Below are 16,136 nucleotides of genomic sequence, written 5' to 3'. Positions count from 1 at the left end.
ACCGTGTGGGACATGCCACGATAGGGATCCCGACCGCTCCCCCGCCCCCGTGGCGGCCCGACGCCGCGCCGTCCGGCGCCCGGAGGACCCCGTGCCCGTGTTGCCCGGAGCCGAGCCCTTCGCCTCCGATCCCGGCGACGGAGCGCGCGAGATCGGGGTCGTGCTCAGCCACGGGCTCACCGGCACGCCGCAGAGCATGCGGGCGTGGGGCGAGCACCTGGCCGCCGAGGGCATCGGCGTGCGCGGGCCCCGGCTGCCCGGGCACGGCACGCGCTGGCAGGACCTCAACCGCACCCGCTGGCCCGACTGGTACGCCGAGGTCGAGCACGCCGTCGACGACCTGCGCCGCGAGTACCGCTCGGTGTTCGTGTTCGGCCAGTCGATGGGCGGGACGCTGACGCTGCGCCTCGCGCAGGAGCGCGGCGCCGACCTCGCGGGCATCGCGCTGGTCAACCCGTCGGTGACGACGCTGCGCAAGGACGCCCTGGTCGCCCCGTACATCCAGTGGGTCGTGCCCTGGGTGCCCGGCGTCGCCAACGACATCAAGAAGCCCGGCGCCACCGAGCTGGCCTACGACCGGCTGCCCACCCGCGCGGCGGTGTCGCTGACCGCCCTGTGGCGGCTCGTGCGCTCCGACCTCGGCCGGGTGCGCTGCCCCGTCCTGCTGTTCCGCTCGCCCACCGACCACGTCGTGGAGCCGGTCAACAGCACCCTCGTCCTCGAGGGGGTCGGGTCCGACGACGTCACCGACGTGGTCCTGCACGAGAGCCACCACGTCGCGACGCTCGACAACGACGCGCCCCGCATCTTCACCGACAGCGTGGCGTTCGTCCGCCGCGTGCACGCCGCCCGCTCCGGCGGAGACCGCGTGACGAACCCCGCCGGCTCCACCTCAGGGACCACCGCATGACCGCGCCCGACCCCGACGCCACCGGCCCCGACGGGGTCCGCCCCGACCCGACCGGCCGGCGCCCCGACCTGCCCGAGGACGTCGACGCCGCCTTCGCCTCGATCGTCGCCGACTGGGCGGCCGACGGCGCCCCGCGCTGGCCGGACGAGGAGCCCGGGGCACCGGAGGCGCCGCGGGCCAGTACCGACGACCAGCCGTCCTCGGGCCTGGGCACCGCGACGCCGCCGCGCGGGCAGCGGCCCTCGCCGCCGGCCCCGGACGCGCCGAGCCCCGCGGTGCGCCCGCGGGTCGACCCCGGCGCCGGCGGTCCCCGTCGCCACACGCCGCCGACGCCCCCGGAGGACGAGCACTACGTCCCGCCGGAGCCGCCGCCGCTGCCCCGCCTCGGTCTGAGCAGCCTGCTCGGCCTCGCGCTGCTCGTCGTCGGGGTCGTGCTGCTCGCCGTGCCCGGCCTGCTCGGCGGGCCGGTCGGGCTGGGCATCGTGCCCGGCCTGCTCGCGATGACCGCGGGGCTGGGCTGGCTCGTGTTCGGGCTGCGCCGCCACCGCGAGCCCGAGGACGGGCCGGACGACGGGGCGATCCTCTAAGGACCCGCCGTCCCGGAGCGTGCCGCCCGCTCGCGGGCGTCGAGGGCCGCGCCGATGATCCCGGCGCGCCCGCCCAGCGCCGCCGGGCGGACCTCGGCCATCCGACGGTGCCCGCCGCCGGTGACCTCCTCGGCGTAGCGCCGCCGCGCGCGGTCCAGGTAGAGGGGTGCCGACGCCGAGACCTCGCCGCCGATCACCACCACGTCGGGGTCGAACACGTCGGCGACCAGCGCGAGGGCCTGCCCCAGCCACTCGGCGAACTCGTCCACCACCCGGCGGGCCAGCGCGTCGCCCGCCTCGGCGGCGTGGGCGACGTCCCGCCCGGTGATCGGCTCGGCGCGCTCCCAGCTCGCCCGCAGCACCGAGAAGTCCTCGGACGCGGCGACGAGCTCCTCCGCCGAGCGCCCCAGCGCGGTGCCGCTGCAGTAGCGCTCCAGGCAGCCGCGCTTGCCGCACGGGCACGGACGCCCGCCCCGGACGACGGTGAGGTGCCCGAGCTCCGGGGCCACGCCGTGCGCGCCGCGGAACACGACGCCGTCGACGAGCAGCGCCGCCCCGATGCCGGTGCCCAGGGCCACGAGCACGGCCACCGACGCGCCGGCCGCCGCGCCGACCCGGTGCTCGGCGAGGCCCGCGGCGTTCGCGTCGTGCTCGAGCACCACGGGCACACCGAGGCGCTCGCCGAGCCGGTCGACCACGGGGTCGCCGCGCCACGGCAGGTGCGCCCCGAACGCCACGGTGCGCTTGTCGGGGTCGACGAACCCGGCGACCGCGAGCCCGACCGCGGCGATCTCGTGGCGCGCGGCGAGCCCGCCGACGAGCTCGGCGACGGTGTCGTCCAGCTCGCCGGCGCGGTCCGGGGTCGGCGCCGCGCTCACGTCGGCGATCACCGTCCCGTCGGCGTCCACCACCGCGGCGCGCACCGACGTGCCGCCGATGTCGACGCCGACGGTCAGCACGACGCGTGACCGTCGGGCGGGCCCGGGGAACGGTCCTGGCCCGACGCGCGCCGGCCCTCGCGCTCGGGGCGGCGGATCGCGATCCGCTGCACCGACGGCCGCGCCGCGCCGCTGCTCGGGGACGCCCCGGCCGCGTCCGGCGTGGTCGGGGTCGTCGTGGGAGGGGTCGTCGTGGCCGCCGGGCTCGCCGGGACCGTCCCGGCCGCGTCCGGCCCGGTCGTCGCCCCGTCCGTCGCCCCGTCCGTGGCGGGCGGCACGGTCGCCGAGGTCCCGGTCCCGCCCCCCGCGTCGCGGAAGGCCGCGGAGCGGGGCGATGCCCGGCGGACCGGCACCCGCCGGCCCGCCGGTCCACCCGCGGGGCCCTGCTGTCGGCCGCGATCGTCGCCGCGAGCGCCGGGTCGGCGGGAGCGCGCCGACGCGCGGGGCGCCGCGGGGGCGTCGGGGGCCCCGGCCGGCGCGTCGCCGCCCGCGGGCACGCCGGCGCCGGTCTCGGGGCGCGGCGGCGTCGCGCCCCACCCGTCCCACGCGCCCCACTCGGCCGGCCAGCCCGCGGGCGGGCCCTCGCCGGACGCCGGCGGCGTGGGCGGCGGGGGCGGCGCGGGCGGAGCCGGTGGCGCGGGCGTGGTGTGGGCGTGGTGGCCGTGCGCGGGGTCCTGGTGGGTCTGCACCATCAGCCTCAGCAGCATCATCAGTCCCGAGGCCTGCTCGGCGAGGCGGGCGGTCAGCTCCGGCTGCTCGCCCCGCAGCGCCGCGACGAGCGCGCAGACCGGGCACCACGAGCACGGTCCGGGGCTCTGCGGCGGCCGCATGCCGAGCCGCGCCCGTCCGGTCCGGGTCGGGCCCGGGGACCCGGGCGCGCCGTGCGTCCTGTGCGACCCCGCCGATGCCGTCTCGACGCGGGTGGAGAGCCAGTCGATCAGGGCCGACGCCGTCGCGCGGGCCTCCTCGGTCAGGCGCTCCTGCGCGGCGCGCCCGGCGTCCCCCGCCCCTCCGCCCGGCGTGTTCACCGCATCCACACCGCGGGGTCCGGGCGGAAGACCACCGACAGCAGGTCGTCGTCCAGGTCGGCGCCGGTGACCTCGCAGCGGCGCAGCACCGGCGGCAGCGCGACCGCCCGGCGGCGGCCGTCGACGGTGACGGCGAGCTCGTCGCCGATCCGCGCCAGGTCGACGTCGGCGTCGCCGATGCCCGCGACGTGCAGGTCGAGCACGAACTCGCTGTCCGGGGCCGTCCCGACCCCGGCGGTGCGGCGCACGGCGACGAGCGCGCGGCCGTCGGGGCCGTCGAGCGGGTCGTCGTCGCCGTAGAGGGTGTCGGCGAGCTCGGCGAGCGCGTCGACGCCGACCGGCTCGCCCGCGCTGTGCGGCACCCGCCGGACCGGGACGTCGCCGCCCGCGCCGGCGAGGTCGGCCAGCACGGCCTCCTGGTCCTCGCGCCGGGCACGCACCCAGGCCGCGGCCTCGCCGCGACCCTTGCCGGCGTCGGGCACCAGCCGGTTCGCGACCATCCCGTCGACATGCAGCCCGTGCAGCGCCAGGGCGGTCAGGGTGCGGCGCGTCTCGGCCGCCACGACCCGCTCCGGGGTCAGCACGAGCCGGATCGTCGTCGTGCGGTGGTCGGCGAGGAGGTCACGCAGGCCCGCGAGCTGCTCGGCGAGCCGCGACAGCGACGCCGCGGCGGCGTCCCACTTCGCGACCGTGGTGCTGCTGCCGGCGAGACCGGCCAGCACGCCGCGCACGGCGCGCCGGTGGGTCGGGAAGAGCCGCTCGAGGTAGGTGCCCAGGGCGTCGGGCAGGGCCAGCAGGCGCAGGGTCTCGGCGGTCGGCCCGCAGTCGACGACGACGACCTCCCAGGGCCCGTCGATCGTCGCGCGGCGCACGTCCTCGAGGGCGAGCAGCTCCTCGACGCCGGGCAGCACGGTCAGCTCGTCGGCGACCATCTCGTCGACGCCCGCGCCCGCGAGCAGCGTGCGCAGCTGCGTGCGCAGCGGCTCCCACGCGTCGTCGACGAGCGCGCGGGTGTCGATGTGGGCGGCGAAGAGCCCGGGGTAGAGCTCGGGGGCGATCTCGCGGGGGCTGCCGTCGAGGCGGGTGGCGAGCGCGTCACCCAGCGAGTGCGCGGGGTCGGCCGAGAGGGCGAGCACCTTGCGCCCGCCGCGCGCGAGCGCCACGGCCGTCGCGGCCGCCGTGGTCGTCTTCCCGACCCCGCCCTTGCCGGTGAACAGCAGGACCCGCACTCAGCCCTCCACGCGACGCTTCAGCCCGGTCAGCGCCTGGTCCATGATGCGCTTCTCGGCCCGCCGCTTGAGGAGGCCGGGCAGCGGCACAGCGAGATCCACCGAGAGGGTGTACGTCACCTCGGTGCTGTCGCCGCCGTCGGCGACCCGGTAGCGGCCCCGCTGCGAGCGCTGCATCTGCCCGGACACGAGGTCCCAGGTGACGCCGTCGTCCACCCAGTCGTAGGCCAGCACGTAGGTGTCCTTGATCGGTCCGGCGTCCAGGTTGAACCGGACCTGCTCGGGACGCCCCTCGTCGTCGTGCGTCAGCACCGTCGCCGACGTGATCGAGTCCGCCCACTCGGGGTAGGCCTCGAAGTCGGCGATGACCCCGAGCACGTCGGAGGCCGGCGCCGCGATCGTGATGGATTGGGTCGACTCGTCGGCCATGGCGCGAGAGGTTACCGCCGCGCCCGACGGGGCGGGCACGCCCGGTGCGACCACGAGCGACGGCGCGTGATCGGGCTCCCACCCGGCGGCGGCGAGGTGAGCGGGCCCTCAGGACCGGTGCCACTGCGCGGGCGGCACGCCCGGCGGGCGGCCCGCCTCGAGCCGGTCCTTGAGCCCGAACGCCAGCGCCTTCGCCGCCCGCTGGCGCCGCACGGCCTCCCGCGTCGCGGCGCGCCGCGGCAGCGCCTCGCCGACCGGGTCGACGCGCAGGAACCAGTGCAGCACCGTGCCGTCCCCGACGGCCTCGAGCCAGACCTCCATGCTGCCCCGCCACGCGTCGCCGACGACGCTCCAGCGCACGCCCTTCTCACCGCGGTCGGCGAAGACCCGCAGCTCCAGGTCCGGCCAGAGCCGGCGCCACGCCCCCGGGTCGGCGAACTCGGGCGCCAGCCGCCCGGGCGGCACGGCGAGGAAGGTCTCGTCCACCACGTCGACGGTCGCCACACACCCAGCCTGACAGGCTCGACCGGTCCCGTGCCGGCGCCGCCGTTGGGCGGATTGTCCGGCTACCCGGAGGTAGTCCCCGCGACTATGGTCACAGCCGACGCAGTGAGGCGCGGCGGAGAGGTGACAGATGCAGCAGTACACGGAGCCGGCTGTCGGCAAGGTCGCCGACGACGACAACCTCACGTCCGCGCCGTGGGCCAACGCCGAGGCGCACGGCGGCGACGTCGCCTACCGGCGCCTGGCCCAGGACGCGTGGCAGCCCGTCACGTTCGCGGCCTTCCGCGACGAGGTCGCCGCCGTGGCCAAGGGCTTCATCGCCGCCGGCCTGCAGCCCGGCGACCGGGTGGGGCTGATCTCGAAGACCCGCTACGAGTGGACGCTCGTGGACTACGCGCTCTGGGCCGCGGGCGCCGTCACGCTGCCGATCTACGAGACGTCCTCGTCCGACCAGGTCGAGTGGTGCCTCTCCGACTCGGGCGCGCGCGGCGTGGTCATCGAGTCCGACGAGCACCGCGGCATCGTCGAGGCGCTGCGCGAGAAGCTCCCCGAGCTCGCGTACGTGTGGCAGATCGAGGGCAGCGCCGGCGCGATCGACGAGCTGCGCGAGGGCGGCGCCGGGGTGGACGACGCGACGCTCGAGGAGCGGCGCACCGCGGTGCACGCCGACGACCTCGCGACCCTCATCTACACCTCGGGCACCACCGGGCGCCCCAAGGGCTGCGAGATCACCCACCGCAACCTGCTGTTCGAGGTCCGCGCCGTCGCCGACACGTTCGGCGACCTCATGCAGCCCGGCAACAGCACGCTGCTGTTCCTGCCGCTGGCGCACATCTTCGCCCGCGTCATCCAGTGCGCCGCCCAGGAGTACCGCTACACGATCGGCCACTTCGCCGACACGAAGAAGCTGACCGCCGAGCTGCCGCGCTTCCAGCCGGACTTCCTGCTCTCGGTGCCGCGCGTGTTCGAGAAGGTCTACAACGGCGCGAAGGCCAAGGCCCACAGCGAGGGCAAGGGCCGGATCTTCGACATCGCCGAGACCACCGCGGTCAACTACTCGAAGTCGCTCGACGACGGCGGGCCCGGCATCGCCCTGCGGCTGCAGCACGCGCTGTTCGACAAGCTCGTGTACGGCAAGCTCCGCGCCGCGCTCGGCGGCAAGGTGATCGGCGCGGTCTCCGGCGGCTCCGCGCTCGGCGCCCGCATCGGACACTTCTTCCGCGGCGTCGGCGTCCCGATCCACGAGGGCTACGGCCTGACCGAGACCAGCGCGGCGATCACGGCGAACCCCAACGGGGCGATCAAGGTCGGCACCGTCGGCAAGGCCATCCCCGGCATCACGATCGGCATCGCCGAGGACGGCGAGGTCCTCGCCAAGGGCGACGTGGTGTTCCGCGGCTACTGGAACAACGCGGAGGCGACGGCCTCGTCGATCGTCGACGGCTGGTTCCACACCGGCGACCTCGGCAGCCTCGACGAGGACGGCTACCTCTCGATCACGGGGCGCAAGAAGGAGCTGATCGTCACCGCCGGCGGCAAGAACGTCGCCCCCGCGGTGCTCGAGGACCGGGTGCGCGCCCACCGCCTCGTCAGCCAGGCGCTCGTGGTCGGCGACAACCGCCCCTACATCGGCGCGCTGATCACCCTCGACGCCGAGGCCCTGCCGGGCTGGAGCACCGAGCACGGCAAGGACTCCTCCGACCCGGCCGCCCTCGCCGACGACCCGGACATCCAGTCGGAGATCTCGGCCGCGATCGACGACGCGAACCGGGCCGTCTCGCGCGCCGAGGCGATCCGCCAGTGGCGCATCCTCGGCACCGACTTCACCGAGGAGAGCGGCGAGCTCACGCCGACGATGAAGCTCAAGCGCAACGTCATCGCCGAGAAGCGCGCCGACGACATCGAGGCCGTCTACCAGCGCTGACCGACCACCCGGGCGAGGGCACTCGCCCGGGTGCGTCCGGCGGCTCAGCCGGTGGCGAGGGAGCGCAGGCGGGCGGCGCGGGCGTCCCACGTCCAGTCGGCGCGCATCCAGCGCCGGCCCGCCTCGCCCATCGCGCGGGCGGTGTCGGGCGCGGCGAGGAGGCCGGCGAGGGTGTCGGCGACGTCGGCGGTGGCGCGCCCGTCGACCAGGCGCCCGGTCTCCCCGGGCCGCACGGTCTCGGGCGCGCCGCCCGACCGGCCGGCGACCACCGGCACGCCGCACGCCTGGGCCTCGAGCAGCACGATGCCCAGCCCCTCGACGTCGAGGCCCCCGCCCAGCGTCCGGCACGGCAGCGCGGAGACGTCGGCCGCGGCGTGGTGCGCGGGCACCTCGTCGGGGGTCATCGGACCGGTGAACACCACGTGGTCGGCGACGTCGTGGCGGCGCGCGAGACGGCGCAGGCGGTCGCGGTCGGGCCCGTCGCCGGCGATCAGCAGCGCCGCGCCCGGCACGGCCCGGCGCAGGCGCGGGAGCGCCCCGATCAGCACGTCCTGGCCCTTGCGGCGCACCAGGCGGGACACGCACCCCACCACCGGCCGCTCCCCCAGCCCGTGGCGGCGCCGGATCTCCGCACGCCCGCCGGGGTCGGGGCGGAACCGCTCGGTGTCGATCCCCGACGGCAGCGGCTCGAGGGCGGCGTCGGGCCCGAGCGCCGGCGCGATCCGCCCGCGCGTGTACTTGCTGACCGTCGTCACGACGTCGCTGTCGTGCCCGATGCGCGCCAGGAGCTGGCGGCTCCCCGGGAGCATCGACCACCCGACCTCGTGGCCGTGGGTGCTCGCGAGCACGCGCTCCGCACCGGCGCGCCGCAGCGCCGGCGCCATGAGGCCCAGGGGTGCCGCCGCGCCGAACCACACGGTGCGCGCGCCGTGGGCGCGGACCAGCTCCGCGGCCCGGCGGGTCGCGTCCGGGGTCGGCAGCATCATCGTGGTCGGCAGGCGGTGGACCTCGAACGGCTGCTCGGCGTCGAAGCGCCGGCACGCGTCGCGGGCGTCGTCGGTGCGCTTCCAGGTGGACGCGAGGACCACCAGCTCGTCGGACGGCAGGTGCGTGGCGAGCGCGTGCAGGTAGGACTGGATGCCGCCCGGGCGGGGCGGGAAGTCGTTGGTGACCAGCAGCGTGCGCGCCACCGCCGGAGCCTCGCACGGGCACCCCGGACGGCCGGCACCGGCCGTTCGCGGAGGCGGACTACACCCAGCGGCCGATGAACTCGACGGTCGCCGCGTCGACGACCTCGGGGTGCGACGCGCTCAGGAAGTGCTGGCCGCCCTCGACGATCCGCAGCTCGGCGTGCGGGGAGCGGGTGAACCGGCCGATCTCGTCCTGGGCGTTGGGCACCGAGTACACCGGGTCCGCCGTGCCGTGCAGCCAGAGCACCGGGCAGCGGATCTCGTCGAGGCGGCCGTGCAGCCCGTCGCGGTCCCGCAGGTTGATCGAGGACGTCCGGAGGCGGCGGCGCCCGGCGTCGCCGGTGTAGTTCTGCTGGTGGACGGTGTGCCAGAACGAGCGGGTCTCCTCGTCCACCTCCGCGCCGAGCCCCTCGGCGAGCACCGCGTCGACGAGTTCGACCGGGATCACCCAGCCGTCGCCGACGGGCTCGGCGAGGGCCTCGATCGCCGGCGAGAGGAACGCGATGCCGTCCCAGCACCCGAGCTCGCGGCTGCGCGGGCTCTCGAAGTCCATCGAGGTGCCCAGCAGGACGATGCCCTGGACGACGTCCGGGGCGAGCAGGGCCATCCGGGCGGCGATCCAGCCGCCCTGCGAGGTCCCGAGGACGAACGCCCGCTCGATGCCGAGGGCGTCGAGCACCTGCAGCGCGGCGGCGGCGCTGTCCCAGTAGGTGAAGTCGGCGTACCCGGCGCGGGTGCTGCCGTGGCCGTACGGCTCGACCGCGAGCAGGTTCGCGGTCCGGCCGAGCTCCTCGTCGTGGAACTGCGGGACGTAGAGGTCGGTCGACGTGGTGAACGAGTTGACCATGACGAGCGTCGGGAGCGTCTCGTCGAAGGGCTCGCTGAGCGCGTACCCGATGTGCGAGGAGCCGAGGTGGGGGACGGTGATCGTTCGCGCGGCGCTCATGGGTGCGGAGACTGTGGTGTGGACCACCACCGTGTCAATCGGGCGTCCCGGACCGCGTCTCAGAGCGCGATGCGCCGGACGCCGCTGAGGCTGGAGCGGACGTCGGAGACCTTGACGACGTCGCCGGACTGCGGGGCCTCGAGGAACTTGCCGTCGCCGACGTAGAACCCGACGTGGGTGACGGGGTTGTTGAAGAACAGCAGGTCGCCGGGGCGGGCGTCCTGCATCGACACCGGGATGCCGACCAGCGCCTGCTGCCGGCTCACCCGCGGCAGCCCCACCCCGACCTGGCGGTACGCCCACTGCACGAGCCCCGAGCAGTCGTAGGTGCTCGGGCCGGTGGCGCCCCACAGGTAGGGCTTGCCCTGCTGGGTCAGCGCGACCCGCAGCGCCTCGATCGCGATCCCCGAGCCCGGGATGTTCGTGGGGAAGTCGGTGGTGCCCCCGCGGCGCAGCGCGCCCAGCGTCGCGGGCGAGGCGTCCTCCAGGGCGCGTTCGGCCGCGGCGACCTCGCGGTCGGCGTCGGCCTGGCGGCGCCGCGCGTCCTCGGCGGTGCGCGCCGCGTCGGAGGCCGACCGGTCGGCGTCGAGCGCGCGGGCCTCGGCGTCGCGCTCGGCGGACTCGGCCGCGGCGGTGGCGTCGAGGAAGCGCTGGACGACGGCGCGGTTCTCGGTGGAGATCGTGTCGAGCAGGGTGGTGCGCTCGAGGTAGGCCTGCGGCGACTCGCTGCCCAGCACCGCGGCCAGCGCGTCGAGCTGCCCGCCCTGGTAGGCGGCGCGGGAGATCCGGTCGACGTCGACGAACGCGCGGTCGCGCTCGCCGCGCGCGGAGTCGGCGACCCCGCGGGCCGCCCGGGCGTCGCGCCGCGTGCGGTCGGCCTCCCCGCGGCGCACCCGCAGCTGCTCCTCGGCGTCCAGCGACGCCTCCGTGGCGTCGGCCGCGCGGGCGTTGGCCGCGGCGAGCGCGGTGACGGCGTCGGAGGCTCCGGGCGGGACGATGGGGTCGGCCGCGGCGGGCGGGGCGGCGGCGAGCCCGGTCGCGAGCAGTACCGCCACGAGCGCGGTGACGACACCCGCGCCCAGCGCCCGGACGATGCGGCGTCGGGTACTGGCCACCGCGACCACGGTCCCGTCGGGTCCTCTCTGCGCTGCCCGGCCCGACCGCACTCCCGGCGCCGCGGGCGGCCCTCGAGCACCGCCCCTGCGCCGGACGCGTCGGCCCCCGACGGCCACGATCCGGAGCCCGCGGCGCCACCGGCGCCTCGCGGGTGAGCGAACCCTACCGATGCGTCAGCGGCGCCCTGCACCGACCGGCTCCGAACGGCGGGCGCCCGGGCGGCGGCGGGTCCGACGCGCCGACGGCGGCCTGCGCTCACCCGACCCCCCGGGCGCGGCGCGCGGCCGGACCCCCCGACCGCGTCCGTGGCGGCGCCTGCGGGGTGGGCGGCACGAGCCGCAGCCGCGGGATCAGGCCGTGGTCGGCCAGGACCTCGAGCGCCCGCTGCTCGACGGGGCCGAACTCGAGGGGCAGCGGCCCGCCGGGCGCGGCGTCGGAGGGGCGGACCGCTCCGTCGCCGCCCGCCGGGACCGTGGGCGTGCCGAGCAGCACGCCGACCACGCAGTCGTGGCACGCCACGTCGCGGACGGTGCAGGTGTCGCAGTCGATCAGCATCGGGGCCTCCGAGCGTCGCCCCGGCCGGTCCGGGGTGGTGCGGTGCACGCTAGGAGCGACCCCCGACAACGCCGGGTGTCCCCAGGTCAGATGCGTGAGAGCCGGGTCAGCAGGACGCTCGAGGGCACGGGGTGGGCGCCCTGGCGGCGCACCGAGTCGACCACCGCGCGGTCCGAGGTCACCACGACCAGCGGGCGCCCCTCCGGCTCGGCGCCGACCAGCGAGCGGATGAGGTCGTCCGCGAGCACCCCGGGGTCGCTGAACAGCACCCGCACCCCGCGCACCGAGTGCGTGGGCACCCCGGTGATGCCCGCCCCGTCGAACACGAGCGTCGTCTCCGCGCCCGTGCGCGCGGTGAGCGGGGCGAGCGCCGCCACGAGCCGCTCGCGCTGGACGGCCAGGGACAGCTCCGGCCAGCCGGTCTTGGTGACGTTGTAGCCGTCGACGACCAGGTGCACCTCGGGCAGCGCGAGCAGCCGGTCCAGCGCGGCGGGGTCGGTGACGCGGGCCTTGGGCGCCGACCCGGACCCGGCGCCGACCAGCTCGGCCGGCCGCGCCCCGGTGTCCCCCGCGCGCAGCCCGAGCTCCTGGCGCAGGCCCTCCGCGGCACCCGCGACCGTGTCGACGAGCAGCGCGAGCCGCGCGTCGTCGGCGCGGCGGGCCTCGACCGAGGCACGCCGGGCGTTCGCCAGGTCGTCCGCGGCGCGCCGGGCGCGGTCCTCGGCGGCGGCGGCGAGCTCGCGCTGGCGGTCCCGGTCGCGGCGCAGCTCCTCCAGCTCGGCGCGCAGGCCGCCGTCGCCGGCCTCCCGGGCGGCTCGCAGCTCGGCGGCCTCGTCCTCGGCGCGCCGCACCCGGGTGCCCTGCTCGCGCAGTCGCGCGCGCAGCTTGGCGACCTCGTCGCGGCTGCCCTCCGTCGCCGTCTCGACGGCGGTGCGGGCCCGGTCGAGCTCGGCGGTCACACGGCGCACCTCGGCCTCGAGGCGGTCGGCACGGGCGACCGCGGCGTCCCGTTCGGCGCGCGCCCGCCCCGCGTCCGCACGCTCCCCGAGGTCGCGGACCAGCCCCGAGCCCTCCTCGCGGCCCTCGAGCACCGCGACGGCCGCGGCGTGCACCGGGTCGGGCACCGGGGGCCGCCAGTCCGCCGGGCGCTCCTCGGTCCACCAGTCGACGACGAGCGTGGCGAACCCCGCCGTGCTGCCGAGCGCCCCCAGCAGCGGGCCCGCGCCGGCCCGGGCCCGCTTCGCGGGGGCGAACCGGGCCACCGGGCGGACCGGGGGCGGGAGGTCGGCGACGGGCAGGTTCCCGACCGCGACCGCGACCAGCTCGGCGACCTTCGCGCGCACCGTCTCCGGGGCGGCCTCGAGCAGGCGGACCCGCACCGCGGACCGGGCGGCGACGTCCTCGTCCGGCTCCCCCGACGACGTCTCGGACGGCGTCTCCGACGGCGTTTCCGACGGCGTTTCCGGCACCTCGGCGACCTCGGGCGACGGCGACGAGCAGGCGGCCGCGACGTCGTCCGGCTCGGCGGCCCCCTCCTCCATGACCGGTCAGGCTAGACCCGACGCGACGACCCGGGCCGACCGTCGTCGCCGGGGCTGTCGGGGGTCGCGCCTAGCGTCCGCCGGCGATGGACGCCCCCGCCCGTCCGGTCACCGGCCCGGACCCCCAGCTCTCGTTCGGCGAGCTCGGCACGCCGCTCTCGGCGGTCACGTTCGTGGTGCTCGACCTGGAGACGACGGGCGGGCCGCCCGACTCGGACGCGATCACCGAGATCGGGGCGGTCAAGGTGCGGGGCGGCGAGGTCGTCGGCGAGTTCGCCACCCTCGTCGACCCGGGGGTCGCGGTCCCCCCGCAGATCGTCTCGCTCACCGGGATCACCACCGCGATGGTGCGCGACGCCCCGCGCCTGCCGGCCGTGCTCGGCGCGTTCCTGGAGTTCTGCGCGGGCGCGGTGCTCGTCGCCCACAACGCCCCGTTCGACATCGGCCACCTCCGCGCGGCCTGCCGGCGCCACGGCCCGCCGTGGGCGCGTCCCGCGGTCGTGTGCACGGCCCGGCTGGGCAGCCGCGTGCTCACCCGCGACGAGGCGCCGTCCTGCCGGCTCTCGGCGCTGGCGACCCTCTTCCACGCGCGCACGCGCCCGATCCACCGCGCCCTCGACGACGCCCAGGCCACCGTCGACGTCCTGCACGGCCTGCTCGAGCGCGTCGGCAGCCGCGGCGTCTCGACCCTCGAGGACCTCCTGGCGCTGCAGGTCGAGGTCAGCCCCGCCCAGCGCGCCAAGCGCCACCTCGCCGACGCCGTGCCCGAGGAGCCCGGCGTGTACCTGTTCCGCGGGCCCGGCGACGAGGTGCTCTACGTCGGCACCAGCCGCGACCTGCGACGACGCGTGCGCTCCTACTTCACCGGCGGCGACAAGCGGGCGCGCATGAAGGAGATGATCGGCCTGGTCGAGCGGGTCGACTGGGTCGTCTGCTCCACCGCGCTGGAGGCCGAGGTCCGCGAGCTGCGCCTGCTCGCCGGGCACGCGCCGCGCTACAACCGCCGCTCGCGCTTCCCCCACCGCGGCTGGTGGGTGGCGCTCACCGACGAGCCCTTCCCGCGGCTGTCGGTCGTCCGCACGCCCCGCGCGGACGCGGTCGGGCCGTTCGGGCGCCGCCCGGACGCCGTCAACGCGGTCGCGGCGCTCCAGGACGCGCTGCCGCTGCGCCCGTGCACCCAGCGCATCCCCGCGCGCGGGGCCTCGGGCACGCCGTGCGCCCTGCACGAGATGGGACGCTGCGGCGCGCCGTGCGCCGGTCACCTGGACGTCGAGGCCTACCGGCCCGTCGTCGCCGACGCCCGCGCGCTCGTCCGCGGCGCCGACGACACCGGGCTGCGGCGGCTCTCGGCGACGCTCGACGCGCTCGCCGACGCCGAGCGCTTCGAGGACGCGGCCGCCCACCGCGACCGCCTCGCCGACCTGGCGACCGCGCTCGGGCGGGTGCAGCGGCTCTCGTCGGTGGCGGGTGCGCCCGAGATGATCGCCGCGCGCCCCGACGGCGCCCGCGGGTGGGATCTCGCCGTCGTGCGCCACGGCCGCCTCGCGAGTGCCGGGCGGGCGCGCCGCGGGGTGCCGCCGATGCCGGTGGTCGAGGCGCTGGTCGCGTCGGCGGAGACCGTGGTCCCCGGTGACGGGCCGCTGCGGGGCGCGCCGCCGGAGGAGGTCGCGGTGGTCACGCGGTGGCTCGAGAAGCCCGGCACGCGCATGGTGCGCACCACGACGCCCTGGGCGATGCCCGCGCTCGGCGCCGGGGCGTGGGCCGGCTGGGTGGGTCGGGCCCGCGAGGCGCGCCGCGATCCCGTCGGAGCGCCGGGCGAGCCGCCCTAGACTGCCCGGGCGCACCACCCACCGATCACCGAGGAGCGCCCGTGATCACGGCTTTCGTGCTGGTCCACGCCGACGCCGACCGCATCCCCGAGACCGCGCAGGCCATCGCCGACCTCGACGGCGTGACCGAGGTCTACTCCTGCGCGGGCGACGTCGACCTCGTCGCCGTGGTCCGCGTGCGCGAGCACGAGCAGCTCGCCGACGCGATCGCCGGCGGGCTGTCCAAGGTCGAGGGGGTGCAGAGCACGACCACCCACATCGCCTTCCGCTCGTACTCCTCGCGCGACGACGCCTCGGCCTTCTCGGTCGGGCTGGACTAGCCGCTCGACCGACGAGGACCTCGAGGACCTAGCCCCGGACGGCGCGGGCGACGGCCGACCAGCGCTCCAGCAGCGCGGTCGCCGCGCCCGAGTCGACGGCCTGCGCGGCGCGGCGCTGCCCGGCCGCCACGCCCTCGTGCAGGTCGGTCATCGCCGTCCCGGTGACGGCCTCCTCGTACGCGGCGAGCGCGGCGCCGGCGTTGAGCAGCACGGCGTCGCGGACCGGCCCGTGCTCGCCCGCGAACACCGCGCGGGCCACCGTCGCGTTGTGCGCGGCGTCGCCGCCCCGCAGGTCGCCCGCCGCGGAGACGGGCACCCCGAGCGACGTCGGGTCCAGGGTCTCGACACGCACCCCGCCGGGGCCCGCGTGCCAGACGGTGGTGGTCGTGGCGGTGGTGACCTCGTCCAGCCCGTCGTCGCCCCGCACCACCACGGCGCGGTCGCCGCGCGCGGCCAGCACCTCGGCCAGGATCGGCGCGAAGCGCACGTCGGCGCACCCGATGAGCGCCGCGCCCGGGCGGGCCGGGTTGGTCAGCGGCCCGAGCAGGTTGAACGCGGTGGGGACGCCGAGCTGCCCGCGCACGGGGCCGGCGTGGCGCATCGCGGGGTGGAACACCTGCGCGAAGCAGAAGCCGATGCCCACCTCGTCGACGCAGCGCGCGACGGCCTCCGGGCCGAGGTCGACGGGGACGCCGAGCGCCTCGAGGACGTCGACCGACCCGCTCTGCGAGGACGCGGCGCGCCCGCCGTGCTTGACCACGCGCGCGCCCGCCGCGGCCATCACCACGGCGGACATGGTGGAGATGTTGACCGTGTGGGCCCCGTCGCCGCCGGTGCCGACGATGTCGACGACCGGGCCCGGGACCTCGACCGTCCGCGCGTGGGCGAGCATCGCCGTCGCGAGCCCGGCGACCTCGGGGGCCGTCTCCCCCTTCGCGCGCAGCGCCACGACGAACCCGGCCACCTGCGCGGGCGACGCCTCGCCGGACATCACCTGGTCCATCGCCCACTCGGTCTCGTCGGCCGCGAGGTCCTGGCCCGCGAGCAGGCGGCCGATGAGCCCGGGCCAGCTCGGGGCCCCGCCCGGCAC

16 protein-coding genes are annotated in these 16,136 nt (G+C 77.3%); 5 read left to right on the top strand and 11 right to left on the bottom strand.

Going from position 1 to position 16,136, the window contains the following annotated elements; translation table 11 throughout:
* Positions 1-91 precede the first annotated feature (91 nt).
* On the top strand, positions 92-910 hold the full coding sequence (locus PHK61_RS19000) for an alpha/beta hydrolase (protein WP_274282580.1): 819 nt from the start codon (positions 92-94) through the stop codon (positions 908-910).
* Positions 907-1,497, top strand: coding sequence for a DUF308 domain-containing protein (locus PHK61_RS18995; protein ID WP_274282579.1), 591 nt, complete (start codon positions 907-909; stop codon positions 1,495-1,497). The genes PHK61_RS19000 and PHK61_RS18995 overlap by 4 nt, the downstream gene beginning before the upstream one ends.
* Here PHK61_RS18995 and PHK61_RS18990 read toward each other — a convergent pair.
* The 5 genes from PHK61_RS18990 to PHK61_RS18970 form a co-directional block, all read right to left on the bottom strand.
* A complete protein-coding gene (locus PHK61_RS18990) occupies positions 1,494-2,456 on the bottom strand; it encodes an ROK family protein (protein WP_274282578.1) in 963 nt (320 codons plus the stop codon). The two genes, PHK61_RS18995 and PHK61_RS18990, sit on opposite strands and share 4 nt — an antisense overlap.
* Complete coding sequence (locus PHK61_RS18985; protein ID WP_274282577.1) at positions 2,450-3,463, bottom strand: hypothetical protein; 1,014 nt, start codon at positions 3,461-3,463, stop codon at positions 2,450-2,452. Before PHK61_RS18985 ends, PHK61_RS18990 begins: the two co-directional genes overlap by 7 nt.
* Positions 3,460-4,692: an ArsA family ATPase gene (locus tag PHK61_RS18980; protein ID WP_274282576.1), complete on the bottom strand. Its 1,233-nt coding sequence runs from the start codon at positions 4,690-4,692 to the stop codon at positions 3,460-3,462. Before PHK61_RS18980 ends, PHK61_RS18985 begins: the two co-directional genes overlap by 4 nt.
* Complete coding sequence (locus PHK61_RS18975; protein ID WP_274282575.1) at positions 4,693-5,121, bottom strand: SRPBCC family protein; 429 nt, start codon at positions 5,119-5,121, stop codon at positions 4,693-4,695. It lies immediately after the preceding gene.
* A 108-nt stretch (positions 5,122-5,229) separates the two neighbouring features.
* Positions 5,230-5,625: a polyketide cyclase / dehydrase and lipid transport gene (locus PHK61_RS18970; RefSeq protein ID WP_274282574.1), complete on the bottom strand. Its 396-nt coding sequence runs from the start codon at positions 5,623-5,625 to the stop codon at positions 5,230-5,232.
* A gap of 130 nt (positions 5,626-5,755) precedes the next feature.
* Here PHK61_RS18970 and PHK61_RS18965 point away from each other — a divergent pair, with 130 nt between their 5' ends.
* Positions 5,756-7,549 (top strand): AMP-dependent synthetase/ligase, encoded by a 1,794-nt coding sequence (locus PHK61_RS18965; protein ID WP_274282573.1) that lies wholly within the window; start codon positions 5,756-5,758, stop codon positions 7,547-7,549.
* Positions 7,550-7,593: 44 nt separating this feature from the next.
* On the opposite strand, the gene PHK61_RS18960 is transcribed toward PHK61_RS18965, so the two are convergent.
* From PHK61_RS18960 to PHK61_RS18940, 5 genes are all read right to left on the bottom strand, one after another.
* Entirely contained in the window at positions 7,594-8,739 is a 1,146-nt protein-coding gene (locus PHK61_RS18960) for a glycosyltransferase family 4 protein (protein ID WP_274282572.1), read from the bottom strand.
* A gap of 58 nt (positions 8,740-8,797) precedes the next feature.
* Entirely contained in the window at positions 8,798-9,685 is an 888-nt protein-coding gene (locus tag PHK61_RS18955) for an alpha/beta fold hydrolase (protein ID WP_274282571.1), read from the bottom strand.
* A 59-nt stretch (positions 9,686-9,744) separates the two neighbouring features.
* The gene (locus tag PHK61_RS18950; RefSeq protein ID WP_274282570.1) at positions 9,745-10,800 is read right to left on the bottom strand and encodes a C40 family peptidase; all 1,056 of its coding nucleotides are present in this window, start codon (positions 10,798-10,800) and stop codon (positions 9,745-9,747) included.
* A 256-nt stretch (positions 10,801-11,056) separates the two neighbouring features.
* Complete coding sequence (locus tag PHK61_RS18945) at positions 11,057-11,356, bottom strand: hypothetical protein (protein ID WP_274282569.1); 300 nt, start codon at positions 11,354-11,356, stop codon at positions 11,057-11,059.
* Between the two features lie 86 nt (positions 11,357-11,442).
* Positions 11,443-12,897 (bottom strand): NYN domain-containing protein, encoded by a 1,455-nt coding sequence (locus tag PHK61_RS18940; protein WP_274282568.1) that lies wholly within the window; start codon positions 12,895-12,897, stop codon positions 11,443-11,445.
* Positions 12,898-12,983: 86 nt separating this feature from the next.
* Here PHK61_RS18940 and PHK61_RS18935 point away from each other — a divergent pair, with 86 nt between their 5' ends.
* Together PHK61_RS18935 and PHK61_RS18930 are read left to right on the top strand one after the other, a co-directional pair.
* Positions 12,984-14,726, top strand: coding sequence for a DEDD exonuclease domain-containing protein (locus tag PHK61_RS18935; protein WP_274282567.1), 1,743 nt, complete (start codon positions 12,984-12,986; stop codon positions 14,724-14,726).
* A gap of 41 nt (positions 14,727-14,767) precedes the next feature.
* Entirely contained in the window at positions 14,768-15,046 is a 279-nt protein-coding gene (locus PHK61_RS18930) for an Lrp/AsnC family transcriptional regulator (protein ID WP_274282566.1), read from the top strand.
* A 28-nt stretch (positions 15,047-15,074) separates the two neighbouring features.
* Here the strand turns inward: PHK61_RS18930 and trpD are convergent, their stop codons facing one another.
* On the bottom strand, positions 15,075-16,136 hold the full coding sequence (gene trpD / locus PHK61_RS18925) for an anthranilate phosphoribosyltransferase (protein ID WP_274282681.1): 1,062 nt from the start codon (positions 16,134-16,136) through the stop codon (positions 15,075-15,077).

It is taken from the genome of Actinomycetospora lutea, from assembly GCF_028737205.1.
Taxonomy (GTDB): Bacteria; Actinomycetota; Actinomycetes; order Mycobacteriales; family Pseudonocardiaceae; genus Actinomycetospora; species Actinomycetospora lutea.
The sequence above is the reverse complement of the archived record's forward strand: the minus strand, read 5'-3'. Positions and strand labels throughout refer to the sequence as shown.

Bases quoted from the DNA above. Each gene is read 5' to 3' on its own strand.
- PHK61_RS18935 (WP_274282567.1), top strand. From the start codon at position 12,984: ATGGACGCCCCCGCCCGTCCGGTCACCGGCCCGGACCCCCAGCTCTCG.
- PHK61_RS18995 (WP_274282579.1), top strand. From the start codon at position 907: ATGACCGCGCCCGACCCCGACGCCACCGGCCCCGACGGGGTCCGCCCC.
- PHK61_RS18940 (WP_274282568.1), bottom strand. From the start codon at position 12,897: ATGGAGGAGGGGGCCGCCGAGCCGGACGACGTCGCGGCCGCCTGCTCG.
- PHK61_RS18965 (WP_274282573.1), top strand. From the start codon at position 5,756: ATGCAGCAGTACACGGAGCCGGCTGTCGGCAAGGTCGCCGACGACGAC.
- PHK61_RS18955 (WP_274282571.1), bottom strand. From the start codon at position 9,685: ATGAGCGCCGCGCGAACGATCACCGTCCCCCACCTCGGCTCCTCGCAC.
- PHK61_RS18975 (WP_274282575.1), bottom strand. From the start codon at position 5,121: ATGGCCGACGAGTCGACCCAATCCATCACGATCGCGGCGCCGGCCTCC.
- PHK61_RS18945 (WP_274282569.1), bottom strand. From the start codon at position 11,356: ATGCTGATCGACTGCGACACCTGCACCGTCCGCGACGTGGCGTGCCAC.